The following is a 22,523-nucleotide window of genomic DNA, read 5'->3' on the forward strand; positions in this document are numbered from 1 at the left end:
GCAGGCCGCCAAGGCAGCGTAGGTGGATAATTGTCCAACCTTCGGGGGTCACACCACTCCGCGTGGGAATGCCTGTCGTGACGCTCCGCGTCACAATTCTGCGCCGCACCGCCTGCTCTATAGTTAAGCCGTGCGTCCAGAAGCCCAGGTCTGGCGTAACATTTGTATCACCCTGCAACTCCTCTATAAGTCAGTGCTCATGAACATCACTATCACTGAAGTACACCCCGCCGAGATCCCGCACACCGTCGATTTCGTCATGCGTGCCCGCGCCGGGATCTTTCCCTTGCTCGACACCGTCACCGTTCCGCCCGATCTGGCCGGCTTCGAGCAGGTGTATCTGAACGGTGAGGACGGCAAGTTTCTGATCGCCCGCAGTGAAGGGCAGATCATCGCCGCTGTGGGCTACCTGCCATACGACCATCGTTTCCCGCAGTTCGATTACCGCGGGCGCAGAACCGTCGAGATCGTACGTCTGTTCGTCACTCCGGAGTTTCGTGGCGACGGGCTGGCCAGCCGCTTGTGTCAGGCGCTCTGGGAATATGCCGAGGCGGGTGGCATCGAGGTTCTGTACCTGCATACCCATCCGTTTCTGCCCGGCGCGATTCGTTTCTGGGAGAAACAGGGCTTTGCCGTAACCGATGTGGAGAGCGATCCGGTGTGGAACACCACTCATATGGAGCGCGCTCTTTAAGAGGGCTTTATCAGAAGACAGAAAGGGGCTGGCAGGGCGCCAACCCTTGTACCGATCAATGCGGAGAACGCTGGCGCGCAGTCTTGAGCAGGTCTTCCGGGGTGATGTGGCCGACCACCGATTTGGCCGCCGCGCTGCCGGGGAGCGGCAAGTCGAGAATGTGACCTTTCATCTTGCCGATCACGTGCATTTCGCAAGGCTTGCAATCGAACTTGAGGGTCAGCACTTCATCACCGTGCACCAGTTGCATCGGCGCGACCTTGGTGCGCACGCCTGTCACACCTTTGGCCTGTTTCGGGCACAGGTTGAACGAGAAGCGCAGGCAATGCTTGGTGATCATCACAGGTACTTCGCCGGTCTCTTCGTGGGCCTCGTAGGCCGCGTCGATCAGCTGTACGCCGTGGCGATGATAGAAGTCGCGGGCCTTCTGGTTGTAGACGTTGGCCAGAAAAGACAGATGCGACTCCGGGTACACCGGTGGCGGGGTGGTCTCGGCCTTGCGGCCACCACGTGGGTGAGCCTTGATACGGGCTTCGGTCAGCGCCTCGATGGCGTCGCGGCGCAGGGTCTTGAGCTGCGAGTTGGGTACGAAGAACGCCTGTGGCGCGTCAAGCCTGACATCCTGGGCATGATAGATCGTGGTGCCCAGTTGAGTGAGCAGGTCACGCAACTGATCCAGCGCCTGCTCGGGCTTGTTGGCCGCACCGAATGGCCCATCGAGGCCGACGGTGACGCTCACGCTTTCTTCGCTAGTGGCTCTCAGGCTCAAATGATCTTCGCGCAGCGTGACCTGCCACTGAACGCCGATACGACGCTCGGCCGAGGTCTTGAGCAGCGCCTGTTGCCAGTTGTGGTCCAGGTTGCGGTTCAGCGGATGATTAGGGCGTAGGCCGGAAAGGCCCGCGGGCATCTCGTTGGGCTCTACGCGATAGCGCCAGCGCTTCTGGCCGTCCTCTTCGAACTCGCCCTTGAGCTCGGCGATGTTGGCACGGAAGCCCACTACTTCACGCTTGATCTGCACATTGAGGCCATCGCCGTTGGACAGCGGCTCATGGGTCACGGCTATCAGGTCGCGCTTGCCGAGCTTTTCAACGGTGCCCACCGCCAGACCGGTGAAGGTCGGCGTATCGAACGCGCCGATGTCGATCTTGCGGTCGCTGACGAAATAATCGGTGCTGCCGCGATGAAAGGTCTTTTCCGGGTCCGGCACGAAAAAGTGCGCGGTACGGCCGCTGGAAGCAGGTGCGAGGTCCGTGCGGTCTTCGAGAATCTCGTCCAGACGCTGGCGATAATAGGCCGTGATGTTTTTCACGTAGCCCGCATCCTTGTAACGGCCTTCGATCTTGAACGAGCGCACGCCGGCGTCCACCAGCGCACGCAGGTTGGCGCTCTGGTTGTTGTCTTTCATGGACAACAGATGCTTCTCGAAGGCCACAACGCGACCCTGATCATCCTTTAGCGTGTACGGCAGGCGGCAGGCCTGCGAGCAGTCGCCACGGTTGGCGCTGCGGCCGTTTTGCGCGTGGGAAATATTGCACTGCCCGGAGAACGCCACACACAGCGCGCCGTGGATGAAGAATTCGATGGCCGCGTCGGTCTCGTCGGCGATTGCGCGGATTTCCTGCAGATTCAGTTCGCGGGCCAGCACCAGTTGCGAGAAACCGGCCTGATCGAGAAACTTGGCCCGGCTCAGGGTGCGAATATCGGTTTGCGTACTGGCGTGCAGTTCGATGGGCGGAATGTCCATTTCCATCACCCCGAGGTCCTGCACGATCAACGCGTCCACGCCGGCGTCGTAGAGCTGGTGAATCAGCTTGCGCGCAGGCTCCAGTTCGTCGTCATGGAGGATGGTATTAATGGTGGTGAAGATCCGCGCGTGATAGCGGTGCGCGAATTTGACCAGCTCGGCAATATCACTGACCTCGTTGCAGGCGTTGTGCCGCGCACCAAAGCTCGGCCCGCCGATATAGACCGCATCGGCACCATGCAGGATGGCTTCACGGGCGATGGTCACATCCCGTGCAGGGCTGAGCAATTCCAGGTGGTGCTTGGGTAACGACATGGCAACGGGATCCGGCTGCGGGCAAAGCGCGCATTGTAGTGGCAGAGACCGCGCGGTGCACCTGTTGCAGATTGCAGCAGGTGCCGGACTGACCATCGGCGTGGTTTCAGCGCGAGCGCAGGCGCAGAATCTTCGCCCCGTCACTGGGGTCGGTCAGCCAGTGCGCCACCACGCCGAAGGTGCTCAGCAGGCGTTCCGGGGTCAGCACCTCGAGCGGCGCACCCAGCGCGACCAGCCGACCCTTTTCCATGACCGCCACACGGTCGCAGTCCAGCGCCTGATTCAGGTCGTGCAGGGCAATCACGGTGGTCACCGGCAAGGCTCTGACCAGGCCGAGGATGGTCAGTTGATGCTGGATGTCCAGATGATTGGTCGGTTCGTCCAGCAGAAGGATCTGCGGCCGTTGCGCCAGCGCCCGGGCGATGTGAACGCGTTGCCGCTCGCCACCGGACAAGGTGTGCCAGGCGCGTTTTTGCAGGTGCAGCATGTCCACATCCTGCAACGCCTGGCGAACGATCGCGTCGTCCGTTGCGCTCCACGGCTCCAGCGCCGACAGCCAGGGCGTGCGGCCCAGTTCGACGGCATCCAGCACGGTCACGGCGTCGCTGGTTTCAGCCTGCTGCTCGACCACCGCCAGCAGGCGCGCCACGTCCCTGCGGCTCAACGCTTCAAGTGCTTGCCCGCCCAGGCTGACCGAGCCGCTGACCGGCTTCTGAATACCGGCCAACAGCTTGAGCAGGGTGGATTTACCCGAGCCGTTAGGACCGACCACGGCCAGGGTTTCACCTGCGGCAATGCTCAGGTCGACATCGCGCAGCAGCGCTGCGCCACGTACCGAATAACCCAGACCGGCACAACCGAGCACCGGTGCATTGAGCGAATGGGGTAAGGCGTTCATCGCGTGCTGTTGCCCCGGATAAGAATCAAAGCGAAGACCGGTGCACCGATCAGTGCGGTAATGACCCCGATCGGCAGCGCCTGCCCCTTGATCAGCGTGCGCGAGAGGATATCGGCAGCGATCAGGAACAGTGCGCCGCTCAAGGCACTCAGCGGCACCAGCCGAGCATGCCGGACACCGACCAGCATCCGTACCGCGTGCGGGATCACCAGCCCGACAAAACCGATGGAGCCGACAATCGAGACCATCACTGCGGTGACCAGCGCGGCGGTAGTGATCAATATGATCTGCACGCGGCGTACCGCGATCCCCAGTGACGCCGCCGAGTCGCTGCCGAAGGTGAACGCGTCCAGCGCTCGCCGGTGCCAGAGGCACACCAGCAGACCGACCAGCACTGTCGGCACTGCCAGCCAGACCGAGTGCCAGCGCACGCCGCTGAGGTTACCCAGCAGCCAGAACATGATGCCGCGTGCCTGCTCGGAGCTTGCCGATTTGGTGATCAGAAACGAGGTCAGGGCATTGAACAGTTGCGAACCGGCGATCCCGGCCAGAATGATCTGCCCGGCTGCCGTGGTGCCGCGTGAAGAGTGCGCCAGCAGGGCGACCAGCGAAAATGCCGCCACGGCACCGACAAAGGCGCCGGCCGACATCGAGATTGCGCCTGCACCGAAGCCCAGAATGGCGACCAGTACCGCGCCGGTCGAGGCCCCTGCGGAAATCCCCAGCAGATACGGGTCTGCCAGCGGGTTGCGCAATAACGACTGCAACACCACGCCACAGATCGCCAGCCCGGCCCCGCAGGCGGCTGCGACAATGGCGCGGGTCAGCCGGTAGTTCCAGACGATGCCTTCGTCGATAGGGTCGAGCACATAGCCGGCGGCCCAGAGTTTGTTGGCCAGCACCTGAAAGACCACGTTCAGGCTGATCGAGGTTTCGCCGATCGCGGCCCCGATCATGATCGCCAGCACCAGCACGGCCGAAACCCAGAGCACATGACTCAATGCTATCGGCAATCTCATTTGGCAGCGTTGAAACGGTTGGCGGCGTCAGCCAGTTCCTCGAACCCGGTGAACAGACGCAGGCCAGCCTGCATGCCCTCGGCGTCGATGATCACGATCCGGTCATGCTTGACCGCGTCCATGTTGCGGGTCACCGGGTCGGTCTTGAGGAATTCGATTTTTTTCAGGTAATCGTCGGCCGGGAAACGGCGGCGATCCATGCGCGCGATGACCAGAATGCTCGGGTTGGCCTTGGCGATGGTTTCCCAGCCCACGGTTGGCCACTCTTCGTCGGACTGAACGATATTGCGCATGCCCAGGCTGTTGAGCATGAAGTCCGGAATACCTTTGCGGCCTGCCACGAAAGGGTCGCTGGCAAGGTCGGAGCTGGAGAACCAGAACAGCGCCGAGACGTCGTTGGCCTTGTTCTGCCTGACGTTGGCAATCGCCGCGCTCAGGCGGGCCTTGAGGTCAGTAACCAGCGCGTCGCCGCGATCCTGCACATCGAAGATCTTCGCCAGTTGCCCGATGCTCTTGTAGATGGTCTCGATGCGGAATGGCTCCAGACGTGTGCCATCGGCACCGACCAGATTGTCCTTGCCTTCGCAGTCGGACGGCAGGATGTAAGTGGGTATCTTCAGGTCATGGAACTGCTCGCGGGTGCCGACCACGCCCTGTTTGCCGACCATCCACTCCAGCTGCACGGCCACCAGTTCCGGACGCTTGCCGATCACTGCCTCGAAACTGGGCTCGTTGTCGGCCAGGCGTTCGACCTTGTCGTTCTGCGCCTTGAAGCGTGGCAATACGTTGTTGAACCACAGCGAAGTGCCGACCAGTCTGTCGCCCAGGCCCAGTTCGTAAAGCATTTCGGTGCCGGCCTGGCCAATGGTCACAGCCTTGGTTGGCGCATGCGTGAAGGTCAGGGTCGCGCCACAGTTTTCAAGGGTCAGCGGGTACTGAGTGGGGGCGGCGAGGGCCAGGGTGGACAGCGTCAGGCTGGCAGCGAGTGCGGCGAGGCGGGGCAGCGACATGGAATGCGGTCTCCGTTGGAGCAGGTGCCAGGGCGCAATGCACATCAGGAAACACATCCCCGGATGATGACCGGGCACGGCGGGAAATGCCGACGCGTGCGGATGTCCTTCCCGGACACCCCGCCGGTTAGTGGGTTGAAGCGGGTCGGCAGGTCTCCTGACTGACACGTCATCGCCAGGCTCCGGCCTTCCCGGATCACGATCCAGTGGCAGTCATGGAGCAGGCTCGGTGCCTACAGTTGCGGGGGCAGTTTCGTTTTTCGCCTGGTGAGAAAGGCGTGCGAATTCCCTGTTAGTTCCTCTCGGAAACCGACGCGCGGCATGGTAAACGATAAGCGTTTTAGTGGCTAATCCTTTGCGCGCCGCAGCTTCAGCAGACGGTCGGCCAGGTCAAAATTGTCCGGATGGACACGGAACTTTCCGGAAAAACGCTTAATTTATCTTCATGTTCACGCCCGTAAAACCGCAAAGCCCCATTCCAGAGGGCTCGCGTGAAAAATGTGGCGCTGGGCCACAACACGTTTTTCACATCTTCTTCACTGCATCGGGACGATGCTGAACCTATCTTGCCTGCATGGGAGCGGCGCAGACCTCGGGCACTCCCTGGGTCAACGCCAGACATAGGTTCATGGCAGGAGTGGTCCCTTGACCGACACGATAATCAACAAGAATGTACTGCCCCGTTCGGGCATCAGTCAGCGCTACAAGTTGCATCGGCACATCGTATCGATGTCTGTTGCCGTCGTGCTGACGGCTATCTGCGCGTGGTTCTACTCGGCCTTCTCGGGCGTGCACGTGGTGGACCTGGGGGTGGGCAGCAACCTGAGCGTTTCCGGCCTCCGCGAGCACTGGCGACAAGGCGATGTGGTGGTGATGATTCGCCATGCCGAACGCTGTGACCGCTCGAACAACCCGTGCATGAGCGACGCCGACGGCATTACCTCCAACGGCCGCGACGCCGCTCTGGCGGTGGGCGCCGGGTTGCAGAAAATGGGCATGGATCACGCGCGCCTGATCGCCAGCCCCAAGACCCGCACGCAACAGACTGCGCAACTGTTGGCCGGGCACGCGGTGGCTGGCCAAGACTGGATCAACGACTGTGACAGCGGCTTCATGAAGGCTGTGCAGGCTCACAAGGTCAGCGGCGAGAACATGGTGCTGGTGACCCACAGTGGCTGCATCGACCAGTTCGAACGCAAGGCCGGCGTACCTGGCGGCGAGCGCTCGAGTGAGTACGCCCAGGCGTTTTTCGTACAAATAGACGGCACCCACCCGCCGAAAATTCTCGGCTCTCTGAATGCCGGGCAATGGGCAAACCTCAACCGCGAGCAATTCAATTGACGACCTCTTCCAGCGCCAGGCTGCGGTTTTACGGCATCAACCTGGGTGTACCGGTGTTTTTCGCTTTACTGGTCTTCGTTACTTTCGACCTGACCACGATCGACCGGCAACTGAGTGACCTGTTTTTTGATTCGACGGCCGGGGTGTTTCCCGTCGGCCAGAGCCATCTGTTCGAGAACATCACGCACAGATGGGCGCGGATTCTTCCGAACTGGACCGGGGAACTGGCGATCATCGGTGCGATGCTGTCCTTTGTCTGGCCGTTGCTGGAAAAATATGATGATTCGCGCCTCGCAAGGCGGCTGACGGGCTCTCGGTTGGGCACCTTTCTACGCTTTGCACGCAGGCACCGGCTGGACTTCTTTTTCGTCATCGTTGCCTTTGCGCTGAGCACCGCCATGATCCATTACCTGAAAAGCCATACCAGCGTTTACTGCCCCGTCGAGACCACCTTGTACGGTGGCAGCCAGGCGCACATCGAGTGGTTCAGGAACTTCAACCTGCTGCATGAGGCCGGCGCCGGGCGATGCTGGCCGGGCGGTCATGCGTCAAGCGCATTCAGTCTGCTGGCCCTGTACTTCGTGGCTCGTCGCTACTGCTGGCGGCATTCGAACATTCTGCTGGCGGGCATTCTCCTGCTCGGGATGATTTACGGCACCACGCGGGTACTGCAAGGCTGGCACTTCATGTCACACACCTTCTGGGCGGGTATCGTGGTGTGGCTGAGTACACTGCTGGTCGCCTTGTGCTTCTATGGTCGATCAAGGTTGCAACAGCCGATTCACCGGGCGGTGGCCGTCAACAGACTTGATGCATTCGTCACGCAGCCTGCAGACTCATTGGTAACAGGTTCCCGGTCGGCCGGGTAGAAAGACAAGAAGGCGCGGCAATGAACATTCTGGTTATTGAAGACCACCGTGATATTCACGATAACCTGCTGGAATTCTTCGAACTCAGGGGGCATGCGGTAGAAGGGGCGCTGGACGGCCTGAGCGGGCTGCACCTGGCCGCCTCGAAACGCTTCGATGCGATCATTCTCGACATCATGCTGCCCGGCATCGACGGCAATCAGATCTGCCACAGCCTGCGCCAGTATTCGAAGTCGGAAGTCGCGATTGTGATGCTCAGCGCGCGCGATGAACTGGATGATCGGCTCACCGGTTTCAAGGTGGGGGCCGACGACTACATCACCAAGCCGTTCGCGATGTCCGAAGTGCTCGCCAGAGTCGAAGCGATCGTCAGCCGACGGCAGCGCCAGGACAACCGGATGATGGTGGTCGCCGACCTGCAGTTCGATCTGGACACCCTTGAAATCACCCGCAAAGGCGTGCCCTTGAAGCTCAACCCGACCAACATGAAGCTGTTGGAACTGTTGATGCGCAAGAGCCCGCATATCGTCAAGCGCTCCGAACTGGAAGAGGCGCTTTGGGGCCGTGATGCCCCGAACAGCAGCAGCCTGCGCAGCAACATTCATGTGCTCAGGCGGGTACTGGATGGCGGGCACGACACGCCGTTGCTGCACACCGCCCATGGCCTGGGTTACAAGCTGTGCGTGCAGCGCTGAGGCGCGTTCAGTCGGCGTTGAACAGGCGCCTGACTCATTGCGATCAGGGTTCGGGGTGAAGAATACCTTTCACTACCGGATCAAGCAGGTGAGCGTGTGTTATGAACTGTGCCCCTGTCTGGCCGGAAATGACATCCGGATGAACGAGCAGGATTTTTTTCTGCTCTGCTTGACTTCCTTTTCCGAATCAGTAACATAGCGCTCATTCCGCGATAGCTCAGTTGGTAGAGCAAGTGACTGTTAATCACTGGGTCCCTGGTTCGAGTCCAGGTCGTGGAGCCAGACAATACTTCAAAGGCAATGTATAAGGCCTTTGAACAAGAAAAACCCGCCTAATGGCGGGTTTTTTCGTTTTGGCGGTAATGCAACGCGGCTTCAGTATTCCTGGCTCGCGGCGCCTCAATATGGCGAAATAGTCCCCAACAAACCCACCGCGATTGCCAACAATAAAAAACCTATCAAAGAAAGTCCGAGCTTGCCCATGAGCGTCTCCTGCTGATCGATCCGTCTGTAACGAGCCGCAGGCGTCGCTCTTGGCGGTCATCCTGCGCGTTTGAAAGCGCTGCCATTATCGTGCTCGGACTGATTCTGGTACAGATTCAGAAACGGCTTAAAAATACGGATCAGTTGCCTTTGTGAAGGCATGAAAATGCTCAGAACGACGCGAGGATACGCCCCAGCATCGCCATGGCCTGCTCGCTGCGTTCATCCCAGGGTGTGCCGTAGTTGAGACGCGCGCAGTTCTTGAAGCGCCTGGACGCGGAAAAGATCGGGCCGGGTGCCAGGCTGATGCCCTGCGCGAGTGCGAGTTGAAAGAGCTGCAGCGAATCAACCTGCTCGGGGAATTCGAACCACAGAAAGTAGCCGCCGACGGGGCGGGTGACGCGTGTCGCCGCCGGGAAATAGCGGGCGGCAGCAGCGAGCATCGCGCCTTGTTGCAGTTCGAGGGTGTCACGCAGTTTGCGCAGATGGCGGTCATAGCCACCGTGCTTGAGGTAGTCGGCGAGCGCGGCCTGGGCGGGGACCGAAGGGGAGAGGGTGGTCATGAGCTTGAGGCGGTCAATCTGTTCGGTGTAACGACCGCCTGCCACCCAGCCGACCCGATAGCCGGGCGCGAGGGTCTTGGAAAACGAGCTGCAGTGCATCACCAGTCCGCTGCGATCCAGGCTTTTCACCGGGTGAGGCGCGTTGGCGCCGTAATACAGTTCGGCGTACACATCGTCCTCGATCAGCGGGATCTGCTGCTGTTCCAGCAGGTCGTAGAGCCTGATCCTGTTCGCCTGAGTCATGCTCGCGCCCAATGGGTTCTGAAAGCTGCTCATGAACCAGCAAGCCTTGATCGGCAGGCGTGTCAGGCTGTCCTGCAGCGAGTCGAGGTCCACGCCGTCACGCGGATGCACGGGGATTTCGACGGCTTTCAGCTTCAGACGCTCCAGCACTTGAAGGCAGGCATAGAACGCCGGGGCTTCGATGGCGACCAGGTCGCCGGGCTCGGTGACGCACTGCAGGCACAGGTTCAGGGCTTCCATCGCGCCATTGGTAATGACCAGTTCGTCCGCCGGCAAGCGCACGCCACTGATCATGTAGCGCAGGGCGATCTGTCGGCGCAGCTCGGGATTCCCGGTGGTCATGTCGCTGACGATGCCTGCAGGCGTCAGCGCACGCACAGCTGACGCCATCGACTTCGCCAGGCTCGCCAGCGGATACAGGTGCGGGCTGGGAAACGCCGAGCCGAACGGTACGGTGTCCGGGTCCTTGAGCGAGCCGAGCACTGAAAAGATCAGGTCGCTGACGCCCAGTTCGGTACCTTCGCTGGTATGTCTGACCAGTTCAGGTTCGGTCAGTGCGTTGGCGGCATGCTCACGCACGTAATACCCGGAGCGTGCGCGGGCCTGAATCAGTCCCTTGTCTTCCAGCAGGTAATAGGCCTTGAAGACCGTTGCCGGGCTGACGGACCAGGTGCGACTCGCGACCCGTACGGACGGGACTTTTTCCCCGGCGGGCAGGACGCCGCTGCGAATCATTTCCGAGATGTCGGCGGCGAATTTTTCGTAGCGTTTCATAAGCGGCATCGAATCGACAAGGCTGCATCATGAGCGAAACCGGCCATAACGAACAGAGACACAACAGCTGTAAAAAACAGTATCAGATGGCTTGTTCACGTGTTTCAGGGGGTTGCGCCATCCGTCACTCAGGTCGTTCGGAGAGATGACTTACGCTTGAACCCCTCAAACGGATAGGTCTATGATGCCAGCGCCTTACGACCCATCGAAGGAAATAGACGTGCCCCGTTCCAACTGGCTGCCTACGCCGCCTTAGCGCTACGCCCCCCTCGCAACACCTGACTGCCTTCTTGCTGCAGTCGCCCGTTGCTGCGCCCGTTTTTTGGTCGCCGCCACTCCCAATCTGACTACTCAATCGAAAACCGATGCTCCTGCTCGTCCGGCAATCGCTGCCGTGCGTCTTGCTGCGTCTGTCACAGGTATTCCCATGTTAGAAAAAATCAAAGCTACGTGGTTTTCCAACGTTCGTGCCGATGTATTGGCCGGGCTTGTTGTTGCATTGGCCCTGATTCCAGAGGCCATCGCGTTCTCCGTCATTACCGGGGTAGACCCGAAAGTCGGGCTTTACGCGTCGTTCTGTATCTGCGTGGTCATCGCTTTCGTGGGCGGGCGCCCGGCGATGATTTCTGCGGCCACCGGTGCGATGGCCTTGCTGATGGTGAATCTGGTCAAAGAGCACGGGCTTCAGTATTTACTGGCCGCCACCTTGCTCTGCGGCGTACTGCAGATCATCGCCGGCTATCTGCGCCTGGGTGAATTGATGCGCTTCGTTTCACGCTCGGTGGTTACCGGGTTCGTGAATGCACTGGCAATTCTGATCTTCATGGCCCAGTTGCCGGAATTGACCCATGTGACCTGGCCGGTGTACGCCATGACCGCAGCGGGCCTGGCAATCATCTACCTGTTCCCGCGTGTGCCGGTGCTGGGAAAGCTGCTGCCTTCGCCGCTGGTGTGCATTCTGGTGCTCACCGCGATTTCCATTTGCATGGGGCTTGATGTACGAACCGTGGGTGACATGGGCGCAATGCCCGACAGCCTGCCGACCTTCATGTGGCCGGACGTCGCGCTCAACCTCGACACGCTGTTGATCATTCTGCCGTATTCCGCCGCGCTGGCCGTGGTGGGCCTGCTGGAGTCGATGATGACCGCGACCATCGTCGATGACCTGACCGATACCACCAGTGACCGAAACCGTGAGTGCAAAGGGCAGGGCATTGCCAATATCGCCACGGGGCTGATCGGTGGCATGGCCGGCTGCGCCATGATCGGCCAGTCGATGATCAACGTGAAGTCTGGCGGCAGAACACGTCTTTCAACCCTCAGCGCAGGTTTGCTGCTGTTGATCATGATGCTGTTTCTGGGTGAATGGCTGGCGCGTATTCCGATGGCGGCGCTGGTGGCGGTGATGATCATGGTGTCGATCAGTACCTTCAGTTGGGGGTCGATCCGCAACCTCAAGGAATACCCGCTCTCGACCAACATCGTGATGGTGGTCACCGTGGTGGTGGTCGTGGCGACCCACAACCTTGCCTATGGGGTGCTGGTGGGGTCTCTGCTTGCCTCGATGTTCTTTGCCAGCAAGATCGCTCATTTCCTGGAAGTCACGTCGCATCGTGATCCGTTGCACAGCCATCGCACCTACTACGTGACCGGCCAGGTATTCTTCGCCTCCGCTGACCGTTTCATGGCCTCGTTCGACCTGCGTGAAAGCCTCGATACACTGGTGATCGATCTGCGCGAGGCGCATTTCTGGGACATCACCGCTATTGCCGCACTCGACAAGGTGGTTTTGAAACTGAGAAAAGCAGGTATCAGTGTGGACGTTATCGGCATGAACCGCGCCACCGCTACGCTGGTGGACCGGTTTGGTGTGCATGACAAGCCGGACGGCATCGACTCGTTGATGGGGCACTGATCTGCGGGGCCGGGCAGACAGGCTCAGCCCGGAATCTCCAGGCGGGTGACGGATCCTCCGCCTGGTCTGTTGCGGACCTCGATAGTGCCGTCATGCTCGAGGCAAATGGCCCTGGCGATGGACAGGCCAAGGCCGCTGCCTCCCGAATAGCGCGCCCGCGAACGTTCGGCACGCCAGAAACGGTCGAATACCTGTTCGAGGTTCTCCGGGCCGAAACCGGGGCCACGGTCCGAGATGCTCAGTTCCATGCGCCCTGCGCTGGCTCTGCCGACAATCAGCAGCTCTCCGCCCATCGCCGAATAGCGCAGCGCATTATCGACGAGAATATTCACCACCTGACCGATCCGGTCACGGTCGGCGTTGACGGTCAATTTCCGCGGAATATCGATCGTCACGACGACACCGGCCTCATCGAGCGGTGCGGCAAACCAGCCCAGCCGTTCGACCACCAGTTTCTCAAGGGAAAACTCCGTCTTGTCCAGGGTCAGCTGACCCGCGCTGGCGAGCGAGAGCAGGTGCAGATCACTCACCAGTTTGTTCAACTGGCCGAGCTGGCGGTGGACCATTTCCAGTTGTGCCAGGTCACGCGGGAACACTTCGTCGATCATGCCTTGTATGCGCCCCATGGCGGCATTCAGAGGCGTACGCAGCTCGTGGGCAATCATGGCGCTGGATTCGCTGACTTCCAGTTCGTAACGGCCGAGCTGGGTGGTCATGGTGTTGAAGTCGCTGACCAGTGCCTGTAGTTCGTCCGGGCCGTTGGTGCTCATCGGCAGGCGTGTCTTGAAATCACCCTGGGCGACCTGACGTGCGCCTCTGGCAATCGAGGAGAACTGGCTTGAAAGCGGACGGGAAAACAGAAAGCCGAAGAATATGATGATCGGGATCGCGATCGACACCAGCGCTGCCAGTACCCACCATTCCTTGTTGGCAATGCCCGGCAGCAGGTTTTCGATCGGGTAATACTCGACGAACAGTTCGCGCAGCTTGGCCATGTCCAGGGTGGGCTCGGCCTGCAGTCGAAGGAATTCCATGCGCACGTCGGCCGGCATTGCCTGCAGGGTGAGCCAGTCAGAGACCGTGACGTGCAGCCACATGCAAAACGCGATGACGATGACCGCACCGACGGCGAGCATGCTCATGCGCATGCCGACCCAGTGCCACAACGGTTTTTGTCTGTGCCTGAAAAAATGTCGCATGAGGATTACCTGAATCGATAGCCGACCGAACGGACGGTGACCAGCACGTTTTCCACGCCATGGATCTCCAGCTTGCGCCGCAGGTTATGCACATGCGCATCGACAACCCTGGCCAGCGCCTCGCTGTCGGGCAGGCAGATTTCCAGCAGTTCTTCGCGAGTGAAGGCCTTGGACGGCGTTTTCAGCAGCGTTGAAAGGATCTTGAACTCGGTAGGTGTCAGGTCGAGTACGGTCTCTGCGCCATCCTGACCTTCAATGATCGCGGTGACGGCGTCCAGCTCCACCAGCAGGTTCTGGTAGCGTAAATGACGCTCGTTGTTGCCGCTCTGCTGGGAGCGCCGTAGAACCGCATGCACGCGGGCCACCACTTCCCGCGGATTGTAGGGCTTGACCACATAATCGTCGGCCCCATAGCGCAAGGCACCGAGCTTTTCCGGTTCGTCGCCCATGGCGGTGACCATGATCACCGGCGTGTCGCTGCAGCGCCGGACTGCCGAAAGCACGTCCGTGCCACTGACAAGCGGCAGCATGACGTCCAGCAGAATCAGGTCGGGTTTCCACTGACGGTGCATATCGATACCGCGCTGACCGTTTTCGGCCAGCCCGACGTTGAAGCCGTCACGACGCAGGTAAGCCTCAAGAATGCTGGCACTGTCGGCATCGTCTTCAACGATAAGAATGCGTTTTCCTGACACGAGCGCGCCTCTTGATCAAGTCTTGATAATTCACGAACGGTTTGTTGAAAGTCGACGTTCAGGATGCTGCCCAGAGCCCACTGTCGCGGACAGATCCTATGCCGATGAGTACACCGCTGTCCAAGCGTATCCGCAACCGCCGCCGGTATGGCCTGGCCATGCTCGCGAGCCTGGTTCTTTCGGGCTGCTCGTTGATACCGGCCTATCAGCGTCCAGCGTTGCCGGTCCCTGTCGATCAGGTGTCTGCTGTTGTCCGGGCCTCGAGTACTTCCGCCGACCTGACGCTCACTGCCGACGAAGAAGCGCTCGCTGCCGAGTTGTCGCCAAAGGGAGAGCTGCGCGGGCTGCTGCAATCGGCTCTGGCGTTCAATCGCGATTTTCGTGTGGCGGTGCTGCGTGTGGAGGAGGCCAGGGCAATGCGCGGCATCACCCGTGCCGATCGTTTTCCGACCCTTGCTGCAGGTGTCGAGCGCGATCGTCAGCACTTCGATAATGCGGCCGCCGACGAGCGTTATGGCCAGGACATTTCCATCGCGTCGGTGGGCGTCTCTGACTTCGAACTGGATTTTTTCGGGCGCGTGCGCAGCCTGTCAGAGGCGGCGCGGCACGATTATCTGGCCAGCACCTACGGCCAGCAGGCGGCACGCAGTGCGCTGGTTGCGGAAGTCGCCCGCGCCTGGCTGGCCGAGCGTCTGGCCGCCGCCGTGCAGCAGGATGCGCAGGCGGTTCACGAGGCGCGGCTGATGCTGGTCAAGGCGGCCGAAGAGCAGCAGCGTCAAGGTGCACTTTCGCTGGACGATCTGATGGTTCAGCGCCTCGACACTCTGACCGCGCAACAGCAGGTACAGGATGCGGCAAGCGATCACGCCAACGCGTCGCAGGCCTTGTTGTTGCTTACCGGCTATTCGACAGCGTTGCCCGCGACTAAGCCAGATACCCCTGCGCTGACCGCCGCGCTGGTAGAGACGCCGGCCTGGCTGTCGAATCTGCCGTCTCAGCGTCTGCTGGAGCGTTTTGACATCCGCCAGCGCGAAGAAGCGCTCAAGGCCAGCAATGCCAACATTGGTGCTGCCCGTGCGGCGTTCTTTCCGTCCATAAAACTCAGTACCGGCGTGGGCTTGCAGAGCGACAGCCTGCGCACCTTGTTCAGCAACGGCAGCGGTGCCTGGCTGTTCACCCCGCAATTGAATCTGCCGCTGTTCGACGGCGGGCGTAATCAGGCCAACCTGGATCTTGCCAAGGTGCGTCAGCAGATCGCGGTGGCCGAGTATGAAAAGGCCGTGCAGAACGCCTTCCGTGAAATGTCCGCCGTGCTGACCCGCCGTCAGCAGGCCCTGAACCAGGTCCGCAACGAGGTCGAGCGGGTGGCGCTGGTCCAGGAAAAAGTGCGGCGCCTGTCCTTTGAACTCAATGCGGGCGCCGTCGAGCGTACTGCATTGCTGGTTTCCACTCTCCGTATTGCCGAAGCCGACGCAGCCGCTCGCAAGTCCCTCGATGCGCTGCAGCAGAACCGCATCGATGTGTTTCGAGTGCTGCGCGGAGCAGAACCGACAACCCCACCCCAATCCTGAATGAAACCGGAGTATCCCCATGAGCCCTGCAATCTCTCGTACTCACCTGCGCTCTGCGCTGCTTAAACCTGTGCTGACCGTGTTGATCACCTCTGCGGCCATGACCCTGGCCGGTCAGGCCTGCGCGCAGGACAGCACTGCTCAAGGCCAATCGATTCTGGGTGACCGGTTCAACGTCAATTTCGGACTCGGCATGGCCGTGCTGCCGCGCTACATGGGGGCTGATGAATACCGCAGTCAGGTGGTGCCCATGCTGACGGTCCAGCGTGGCATCTTCTTCGCCGATACCACGCGCGGTCTGGGGCTGCAATGGCAGTCGGATTCCGGGTTCGGTGCCAGCGCTGCACTCAATTACGATTTCGGTCGTACCGAGAAAAACAGCACGAATCGGCCGGGTTCCAACGAGCTGATAGGGATGGGTACCGTCAAGGGCGCGACCGTTGGCGACTTCATGGTTTCTCAGCAACTGATGCCGTGGCTGTCCGTCAGTGCCGAGGCCGAACTGCGGGTGGCTGGCGAACAACGTGGCAATCGCTATCGGTTGGGCTTCGAGGGCATCGCTTATCACAGCCAGACCGACACGGTGACCCTCGACATTGATGCGCACGCCGGTGACGGTCGTTACAACCAGACCTATTTCGGCGTGAGTCCGATTCAGAGTCAGCGCACCGGCTTCTCCCGTTTCAACGCAGACAGCGGCATTTACGCGTACTCGGCGGCGCTCGCCTGGCAGCATACCTTCGACGCCCACTGGTCAACCGTCGCAAGCGTCGGGGTGACGCACTACACCGACCAGACCCGGGGCAGCCCGTTGGTCGAGACCGATGCCGAAGGCAGTGGCCTGATTGTCTTGAATTACGCTTTCTGAAGGGTTGAAGCCTGCCATGCGATTGAATCCTGATGCGTTTCTGGCTCTACGGCGGTGTGTGTCACGCGCTTGCGGCGTGGTGCTGATCACTCTGATGATCAGTGGTTGCGGTGATAAACAGACGGCCAGTGCTCCGCCTGTCCGGGCGGTCAAGGTTGAGACGGTGCGGGCAGGAGAGGGCGCTGCGCTGCGCTTCATCGGCACTGTTCGAGAGCAGGAGCGCGCCAGTCTGGCGTTTGAATCGGCAGGCACCCTGACAGAGCTGCGGGTCGACATTGGCGATAGCGTCAAGCCGGGCCAGGTGCTCGCCCGCCTTGATCCGCAGCCTGCGCAATTGCGTCTGCAGGAGGCGCAGGCCGCTTTGCGGCTGGCTCGGGCCCAGGCGCTGGAGCGCCAGCGTAACTTCCAGCGTCAGCAAAACCTGCTCGCAGCGGGCAGTGTCGCCCAGAGCGTGGTCGAGTCGGCCCAGTCGTCCAGTGAACAAGCCAGCGCCGAGCTGATCCGCACGCAAGCCGAGCTGGACCTGGCCCGTCGCGAACTGGATCGCACCCGCTTGATCGCCCCCTTTGCCGGGCGCGTGGTGGCCCGCCATGCACAACCGCAGAACTTGTTGCCCGCCGGGCAGGTGCTGCTGGATGTCGAATCCGCTGCAGAGCAACAAGTGGTGGCAGCTGTTCCGTTGGCACTTGCCGATTCGCTTCAGCCTGGCGACCTCGCCATGGCCTCGAATAGTGCAGACGGTACGGCAGGGTTTGATCTCGCCCTGGAAGGCATTTCGCCCCGAGCCGATGACGGGCTGGTCAGAACGGCCGTGTTCCGAGTGCTGCGGCCTGCCGGCAGGCTGCCCAGTGGCGTCACGCTGCTTGTGCAAATGCATCCCGCTGCCGACGCACAGGCACTGTCGGTTCCGGTGCAAGCATTATGGATGGGGACCAGCAGCCACCTTGCCGAAGTCTTCGTCTACCAGTCAGGAGGAACAGTCGCCGTCCGCTCTGTCACGCTGGGTACAGTCAGAGAAGGCCGTGCACTGATCGTCAGCGGGCTGGTCGCAGGTGAGCAGGTGGTCACCGCCGGCGCCGCCTTTCTGCAGGACGGTCAGCCCGTCACGCTGTTTCACTCAGACACTCGCCTGAGCGGTGCCACGCAATGAACCTTACCTCCCGCGCCATGGGCGCTAGCCGTTTGACGCTGTTTGCCGCCTTGCTGATTTTGCTGGCTGGTGTCGTTAGCTTTTTGAGCTTTCCTTCTCAGGAAGAGCCGTCGGTGACCGTTCGCGACGCACTGGTCAGCGTGTCTCTGGAAGGGCTGCCCGCAGAGCGCACCGAGGAACTGCTCGCCAGGCCGCTCGAAGAGCGTATCCGTGAACTGGCCGAGATCAAGAACGTGCTCACCACGGTCCAGCCTGGCCGAGTGATCGTGCAGGTCACGGCGTATGACAACGTCAAGGATCTCGGGCTGCTGTGGCAACGGCTCCGGGCGAAGGTGAGCGAAACGAGCGGTGCTTTTCCGCCTGGCACCCAAGGGCCTTTCGTCGATGATGATTTCGGTCGCGTCGCCGTGGCTTCGGTCGCGCTGACCGCGCCGGGTTTCACCATGAGCGAGATGCGCGGCCCGATCAAACGCTTGCGCGATCAGCTGTATGCGCTCAAGGGCGTCGATCAGGTCCAGTTGTATGGACTGCAGGATGAGCGCATTTACCTCGACTTCAATCACCAGACGCTGGCCGCCGCCGGACTTTCCCCGCAACAGCTGCTTCAGCAACTGCAGGCCCGCAACCTGATCGCAACGGGAGGCAACCCGGTCATCGGGCAGCAGAGCACCACGCTTTCGATCAGTGGCGAGGTGCTTTCGCCGGAGCAACTTCGGCAGTTCCCGGTGCAGTTGCCCAGTGGTCAGAAGGTCGAGTTGCAGAACCTGAGCAGGGTATCGGTGAGCCCTGTCGACCCGCCTGAAACCGAAGCGATCTATCAGGGACAGGACGCCGTGGTATTGGCCGTTTCGATGCAGCCAGGCCTCAATGTGCAAACGTTCGGTGATGCCTTGCGCAAGCGACTCGGTGAGCTGGAGCAGCAACTTCCGACGGGCTTTACCTTACACGTGGTGACCTTCCAGTCCAGCGTGGTCGAGCACGAGATGAGCAAGATGTATCACGTCATGGCCGAGACGGTTGTGATCGTGATGTGCGTGGTCATGCTGTTTCTGGGCTGGCGCACCGGGCTGGTGGTCGGGGTGATTGTGCCCTTGACCATCCTCAGTACGCTGCTGGTCATGCGCGCCCTGGGGATCGAGCTGCAGACGGTGTCGATTGCCGCGATCATCCTGGCCCTGGGGTTGCTGGTGGATAACGGCATTGTCATCGCCGAAGACATCGAGCGACGCCTGCATGCGGGAGAGGATCGACGGCGCGCCTGTGAGGAGGCAGGGCGCACCTTGATGGTCCCTCTGCTGACCTCTTCACTGGTCATCGTGCTGGCGTTTTCGCCCTTCTTTCTGGGGCAGACCAGCACCAACGAATACCTGCGGTCGCTGGCGGTTGTGCTCGCCACGACGCTGATCAGCTCCTGGCTGCTCAGCGTCACGGTGACGCCTCTGTTGTGCTTCTATTTCGCCAGGGTGCCGGCCGTCACGGCGTCGGCGGATGAGGCTGATGAGGCTGATGAGGCTGATGAGGCTGATGAGTATGCCTCGGTGTTCTACCGTGGCTATCGCAAGGTCATCGAGGGGTTGCTGAATCACTCGCTGCTCTTCATTGCCTGCATGATGGGGTTGCTGGCGTTGGCGGTCGTGGTGCTGACCCGGGTGCCGTACGATTTTCTGCCGAAGTCGGACCGCATGCAGTTCCAGATCCCGCTGGTGCTGGAGCCCGGCAGCAGCTCGCGTGACACGTCGCAGGCGGTGCGTGATATCAGCCAGTGGCTGAGCAGCGATCAGGATGTGGAACACAGCATTGGCTATGTCGCCAGTGGCGGGCCGCGTATCGTGCTTGGCCTCAATCCCCCGTTGCCCGCGCCGAATATCGCGTACTTCACTGTCAGCGTGCGCGAAGGCGCGAATCTCGATGCGGTGATCGAGCGCACACGGCATTTCATCCTCGCGCAGCACCCCGAAATCGAAGCGCAGCCCAAACGATTCTCGATGGGCACCACCGAGGCGGGGATTGCGGTCTACCGGGTCATCGGTCCTGACGAGAACGTGCTGCGCGGTATTAGCCGGCAGATCGAGCAGGCGTTATCGGCGTTGCCCGGAACCCTGGACGTCCACGATGACTGGCGGACCCGATTGCTGCGTTACGACGTTGTCGTCGATCCGTACAAGGCCTTGCAGGCCGGTGTTGCCACTCAGGACATCGCCCAGGCCCTGCAACTGAGAAACAGCGGGCTGTCCGTGTCGTCGCTGCAGGATGGCGATACTGCTGTCGCCGTTGTGGCGCGCGAGCAGAGCACGCTGAGCAAACCGGGCAATGATCTGGACAGCACATTGATTTACCCGGCTTCCGGGGGCGCGCCGTTGATGTTGTCGGCCATTGCCACTGTCGAGCCCAGGGCCGAGGCATCGACCATCCAGCGGCGTAATCTGCAACGCGCGATCACGGTGGTCGGACACAATCCGTCAATGACAGCGACCTCGATCGTCGAGCAGTTGGCCCCGCAGATGGCTGCAATCAGCCTGCCGGCGGGTTACCACATCGAACCGGGTGGCGAAATAGAAGACTCGGCCGAGGCCAATCAGGCGCTGCTGCAGTACATGCCACACGCGCTGGTCGCGATGCTGTTGTTGTTCGTCTGGCAGTTCAATTCGTTCCGCAAGCTGCTGATCGTCATCTCCAGCGTGCCCTTCGTGCTGATCGGCGTGGCGCTGGCATTGGTGCTCACTGGCTATCCGTTCGGCTTCATGGCCACCTTCGGGCTGCTGTCGCTGGCCGGCATCATCGTCAACAATGCCGTGCTGCTGCTCGAACGTATCGAGGCTGAGCGCGAGCAAGGCCTGGCGGTGCGTGACGCAGTGGTCCATGCCGCGATCAAGCGCTTGCGGCCGATCGTGATGACCAAACTGACCTGCATCATCGGTCTGGTGCCGCTGATGCTGTTTGCCGGTCCGCTCTGGGAGGGCATGGCGATCACCATCATGGGTGGCCTTGCATTGGGCACGCTGGTGACACTGGGCCTGATTCCGATCCTCTACGCGCTGCTTTTCGACCGCTTCGAGCGCTGGCGCAAGGCGAGCTGAGCCATGACGGCCGGTGCCTGTGTAAGGTATGGTCTTGAAAAACCTCGACGAACCGAACACAAGGATGGAACACATGCGCTCATTTTCCCGCTCGCCACTGGCTGCTCATCTCGCTCTGGCGCTTGCGTTGACAGCTCTGGCACCGGCGGCCATGGCCGAACCGCACAAGGCCATCCAGGCCGATGCCGAGCAATACAAGGACGAAGCCTTGAAGCTGCTGGAGCGCCTGGTGAACATCGACTCGGGGTCCGGGTATGTACCGGGCCTGACCAAGGTCAGCGACATCGCGATCGAAGAACTGAAAAAGCTCGGTGCCACCATCGAGCTCGTTCCAAATACGCCAGAAGCCAGCAACCACGTCATCGCCACCCTGAAAGGCACCGGCAAGGCGAAGATTCTGCTGATGGCGCACATGGACACCGTGTTCAAGGAAGGCTCTGCGGCCGAGCGTCCGTTCCATATCAAGGACGGGCGTGCCTACGGCCCAGGCGTGATGGATGACAAAGGCGGCATCGTTGCGGCTATCTATGCGCTGAAAGTCTTGCACAACCTGAAGTTCACCGACTACGCGCAGATCACGGTGCTGCTCGACGCCAGTGAGGAGACTGGCTCAGGCGTCGCTACCGAGCTGATCAAGAAAACCGCGAAGGAGCATGACGTCACGCTCAACCTGGAGCCGGGACGTCCGGCCGACGGTCTGGTGGTGTGGCGCAAAGGCTCGGCAACCGCACTGGTCGAAGTCAAGGGCAAGGCCTCGCATGCAGGCGTTGCGCCTGAGTTGGGACGTAACGCCGCGACCGAAGTTGCCCATCAGATCCTGCAACTCGGCAAGCTGGGTGACGAGGAGAAGAAAACCACCATCAACTTCACCGTGCTCAAGGCGGGAGACCGCACCAACGTGATTCCTGATCAGGCCAGCGCCAAGGCCGATGTGCGTGCTGCCGTACCGGAGGAGTTTGACCGCGTCGAGCAGGATCTGGCCAGGGTGTCGGCCAACAGGTTGGTGCCTGATACCGAGGTCAAGACCAGTCTGGTCCGTGGCCTGCCACCGATGCCGCAGACCGCGCAGTCCGATGCATTGGTCGCGATGGCACAAGGCATCTACGGCGAACTGGGCCGCACCCTGACCATCGAGGGCAGCGGCGGGGCGGCTGATTCAAGTCTGTCTGCCAGCGTGGGCACACCGACGCTGGACGGCTTCGGTATTGTCGGCGGCAATATCCATACGCCTGAAGAGTATGCCGAAGTGGGCAGCGTGGCGCCGCGGATCTACTTGCTGTCGCGAATGATCATGAAGTTGTCCGGGCAACAGTGATTCGACAGGCCTCCCGTGCGTGGCGCGGGAGGCTGTAGAGTCGATGACTCGCTTTTAAACAAATACAGGGCTGCCCCCCCCC

Annotated in this window: 17 protein-coding genes, 1 tRNA gene and 1 riboswitch; of the genes, 11 read left to right on the top strand and 7 right to left on the bottom strand. The window is 61.0% G+C overall.

Annotated elements, in window-relative coordinates:
* Positions 1-199: 199 nt before the first annotated feature.
* Positions 200-694, top strand: coding sequence for a GNAT family N-acetyltransferase (locus QRN50_RS07720; RefSeq protein WP_024639626.1), 495 nt, complete (start codon positions 200-202; stop codon positions 692-694).
* Positions 695-749: 55 nt separating this feature from the next.
* Here the strand turns inward: QRN50_RS07720 and QRN50_RS07725 are convergent, their stop codons facing one another.
* The 4 genes from QRN50_RS07725 to QRN50_RS07740 all read right to left on the bottom strand — a co-directional run bounded on the left by QRN50_RS07725 (position 750) and on the right by QRN50_RS07740 (position 5,683).
* A complete protein-coding gene (locus QRN50_RS07725) occupies positions 750-2,756 on the bottom strand; it encodes a peptidase U32 family protein (RefSeq protein ID WP_011268217.1) in 2,007 nt (668 codons plus the stop codon).
* 106 nt (positions 2,757-2,862) lie between these two features.
* The gene (locus tag QRN50_RS07730) at positions 2,863-3,654 is read right to left on the bottom strand and encodes an ABC transporter ATP-binding protein (RefSeq protein WP_096126545.1); all 792 of its coding nucleotides are present in this window, start codon (positions 3,652-3,654) and stop codon (positions 2,863-2,865) included.
* On the bottom strand, positions 3,651-4,673 hold the full coding sequence (locus tag QRN50_RS07735; protein WP_024641701.1) for a FecCD family ABC transporter permease: 1,023 nt from the start codon (positions 4,671-4,673) through the stop codon (positions 3,651-3,653). The genes QRN50_RS07730 and QRN50_RS07735 overlap by 4 nt, the downstream gene beginning before the upstream one ends.
* Positions 4,670-5,683: an ABC transporter substrate-binding protein gene (locus tag QRN50_RS07740; protein ID WP_011268214.1), complete on the bottom strand. Its 1,014-nt coding sequence runs from the start codon at positions 5,681-5,683 to the stop codon at positions 4,670-4,672. Before QRN50_RS07740 ends, QRN50_RS07735 begins: the two co-directional genes overlap by 4 nt.
* A 130-nt stretch (positions 5,684-5,813) precedes the next feature.
* Positions 5,814-6,012, bottom strand: a riboswitch (cobalamin riboswitch).
* Between the two features lie 316 nt (positions 6,013-6,328).
* Here QRN50_RS07740 and pmrG point away from each other — a divergent pair.
* The 4 genes from pmrG to QRN50_RS07760 all read left to right on the top strand — a co-directional run bounded on the left by pmrG (position 6,329) and on the right by QRN50_RS07760 (position 8,870).
* On the top strand, positions 6,329-7,024 hold the full coding sequence (gene pmrG, locus QRN50_RS07745) for a lipopolysaccharide core heptose(II)-phosphate phosphatase PmrG (RefSeq protein ID WP_096126544.1): 696 nt from the start codon (positions 6,329-6,331) through the stop codon (positions 7,022-7,024).
* The gene (locus QRN50_RS07750; RefSeq protein ID WP_192873857.1) at positions 6,991-7,893 is read left to right on the top strand and encodes a phosphatase PAP2 family protein; all 903 of its coding nucleotides are present in this window, start codon (positions 6,991-6,993) and stop codon (positions 7,891-7,893) included. The genes pmrG and QRN50_RS07750 overlap by 34 nt, the downstream gene beginning before the upstream one ends.
* A gap of 20 nt (positions 7,894-7,913) precedes the next feature.
* On the top strand, positions 7,914-8,588 hold the full coding sequence (locus tag QRN50_RS07755; RefSeq protein ID WP_058823058.1) for a response regulator transcription factor: 675 nt from the start codon (positions 7,914-7,916) through the stop codon (positions 8,586-8,588).
* Positions 8,589-8,794: 206 nt separating this feature from the next.
* Positions 8,795-8,870 (top strand) — tRNA-Asn (locus QRN50_RS07760).
* A gap of 371 nt (positions 8,871-9,241) precedes the next feature.
* Here the strand turns inward: QRN50_RS07760 and mapR are convergent.
* Positions 9,242-10,651: a GntR family transcriptional regulator MpaR gene (gene mapR, locus QRN50_RS07765; protein WP_003407421.1), complete on the bottom strand. Its 1,410-nt coding sequence runs from the start codon at positions 10,649-10,651 to the stop codon at positions 9,242-9,244.
* 427 nt (positions 10,652-11,078) lie between these two features.
* Between mapR and QRN50_RS07770 the strand changes: the two genes are divergently transcribed.
* Positions 11,079-12,566: a SulP family inorganic anion transporter gene (locus QRN50_RS07770; RefSeq protein ID WP_096126542.1), complete on the top strand. Its 1,488-nt coding sequence runs from the start codon at positions 11,079-11,081 to the stop codon at positions 12,564-12,566.
* Between the two features lie 23 nt (positions 12,567-12,589).
* Here QRN50_RS07770 and QRN50_RS07775 read toward each other — a convergent pair whose 3' ends face one another.
* Entirely contained in the window at positions 12,590-13,765 is a 1,176-nt protein-coding gene (locus QRN50_RS07775) for a sensor histidine kinase (RefSeq protein ID WP_096126541.1), read from the bottom strand.
* Between the two features lie 5 nt (positions 13,766-13,770).
* On the bottom strand, positions 13,771-14,460 hold the full coding sequence (locus QRN50_RS07780) for a response regulator (protein ID WP_003407414.1): 690 nt from the start codon (positions 14,458-14,460) through the stop codon (positions 13,771-13,773).
* A gap of 98 nt (positions 14,461-14,558) precedes the next feature.
* On the opposite strand from QRN50_RS07780, the gene QRN50_RS07785 reads away from it, so the two are divergent.
* The 5 genes from QRN50_RS07785 (at position 14,559) to QRN50_RS07805 (ending at position 22,441) form a co-directional block, all read left to right on the top strand.
* Positions 14,559-16,031 carry an efflux transporter outer membrane subunit gene (locus QRN50_RS07785; RefSeq protein WP_096126540.1) on the top strand — a complete coding sequence of 491 codons (1,473 nt, stop codon included), beginning with the start codon at positions 14,559-14,561 and terminating at the stop codon, positions 16,029-16,031.
* Between the two features lie 19 nt (positions 16,032-16,050).
* Positions 16,051-16,899, top strand: coding sequence for a MipA/OmpV family protein (locus QRN50_RS07790; protein ID WP_058823055.1), 849 nt, complete (start codon positions 16,051-16,053; stop codon positions 16,897-16,899).
* Between the two features lie 16 nt (positions 16,900-16,915).
* Positions 16,916-18,049, top strand: a complete 1,134-nt coding sequence (locus QRN50_RS07795) for an efflux RND transporter periplasmic adaptor subunit (RefSeq protein ID WP_058823054.1) — start codon at positions 16,916-16,918, stop codon at positions 18,047-18,049.
* Positions 18,046-21,126: an efflux RND transporter permease subunit gene (locus QRN50_RS07800; RefSeq protein ID WP_096126539.1), complete on the top strand. Its 3,081-nt coding sequence runs from the start codon at positions 18,046-18,048 to the stop codon at positions 21,124-21,126. The genes QRN50_RS07795 and QRN50_RS07800 overlap by 4 nt, the downstream gene beginning before the upstream one ends.
* A gap of 73 nt (positions 21,127-21,199) precedes the next feature.
* Entirely contained in the window at positions 21,200-22,441 is a 1,242-nt protein-coding gene (locus QRN50_RS07805) for a M20/M25/M40 family metallo-hydrolase (protein ID WP_003407399.1), read from the top strand.
* Positions 22,442-22,523: the final 82 nt, after the last annotated feature.

The organism is Pseudomonas sp. MEJ108 (genome assembly GCF_030208985.1).
GTDB lineage: Bacteria > Pseudomonadota > Gammaproteobacteria > Pseudomonadales > Pseudomonadaceae > Aquipseudomonas > Aquipseudomonas fragariae.

Excerpts from the sequence above, each read along its gene's own strand:
- QRN50_RS07720 (WP_024639626.1), top strand. The coding sequence starts at position 200 with ATGAACATCACTATCACTGAAGTACACCCCGCCGAGATCCCGCACACC.
- QRN50_RS07725 (WP_011268217.1), bottom strand. The coding sequence starts at position 2,756 with ATGTCGTTACCCAAGCACCACCTGGAATTGCTCAGCCCTGCACGGGAT.
- QRN50_RS07730 (WP_096126545.1), bottom strand. The coding sequence starts at position 3,654 with ATGAACGCCTTACCCCATTCGCTCAATGCACCGGTGCTCGGTTGTGCC.
- QRN50_RS07735 (WP_024641701.1), bottom strand. The coding sequence starts at position 4,673 with ATGAGATTGCCGATAGCATTGAGTCATGTGCTCTGGGTTTCGGCCGTG.
- QRN50_RS07740 (WP_011268214.1), bottom strand. The coding sequence starts at position 5,683 with ATGTCGCTGCCCCGCCTCGCCGCACTCGCTGCCAGCCTGACGCTGTCC.
- QRN50_RS07750 (WP_192873857.1), top strand. The coding sequence starts at position 6,991 with ATGGGCAAACCTCAACCGCGAGCAATTCAATTGACGACCTCTTCCAGC.
- QRN50_RS07755 (WP_058823058.1), top strand. The coding sequence starts at position 7,914 with ATGAACATTCTGGTTATTGAAGACCACCGTGATATTCACGATAACCTG.
- mapR (WP_003407421.1), bottom strand. The coding sequence starts at position 10,651 with ATGAAACGCTACGAAAAATTCGCCGCCGACATCTCGGAAATGATTCGC.
- QRN50_RS07770 (WP_096126542.1), top strand. The coding sequence starts at position 11,079 with ATGTTAGAAAAAATCAAAGCTACGTGGTTTTCCAACGTTCGTGCCGAT.
- QRN50_RS07775 (WP_096126541.1), bottom strand. The coding sequence starts at position 13,765 with ATGCGACATTTTTTCAGGCACAGACAAAAACCGTTGTGGCACTGGGTC.
- QRN50_RS07785 (WP_096126540.1), top strand. The coding sequence starts at position 14,559 with ATGCCGATGAGTACACCGCTGTCCAAGCGTATCCGCAACCGCCGCCGG.
- QRN50_RS07790 (WP_058823055.1), top strand. The coding sequence starts at position 16,051 with ATGAGCCCTGCAATCTCTCGTACTCACCTGCGCTCTGCGCTGCTTAAA.
- QRN50_RS07795 (WP_058823054.1), top strand. The coding sequence starts at position 16,916 with ATGCGATTGAATCCTGATGCGTTTCTGGCTCTACGGCGGTGTGTGTCA.
- QRN50_RS07800 (WP_096126539.1), top strand. The coding sequence starts at position 18,046 with ATGAACCTTACCTCCCGCGCCATGGGCGCTAGCCGTTTGACGCTGTTT.
- QRN50_RS07805 (WP_003407399.1), top strand. The coding sequence starts at position 21,200 with ATGCGCTCATTTTCCCGCTCGCCACTGGCTGCTCATCTCGCTCTGGCG.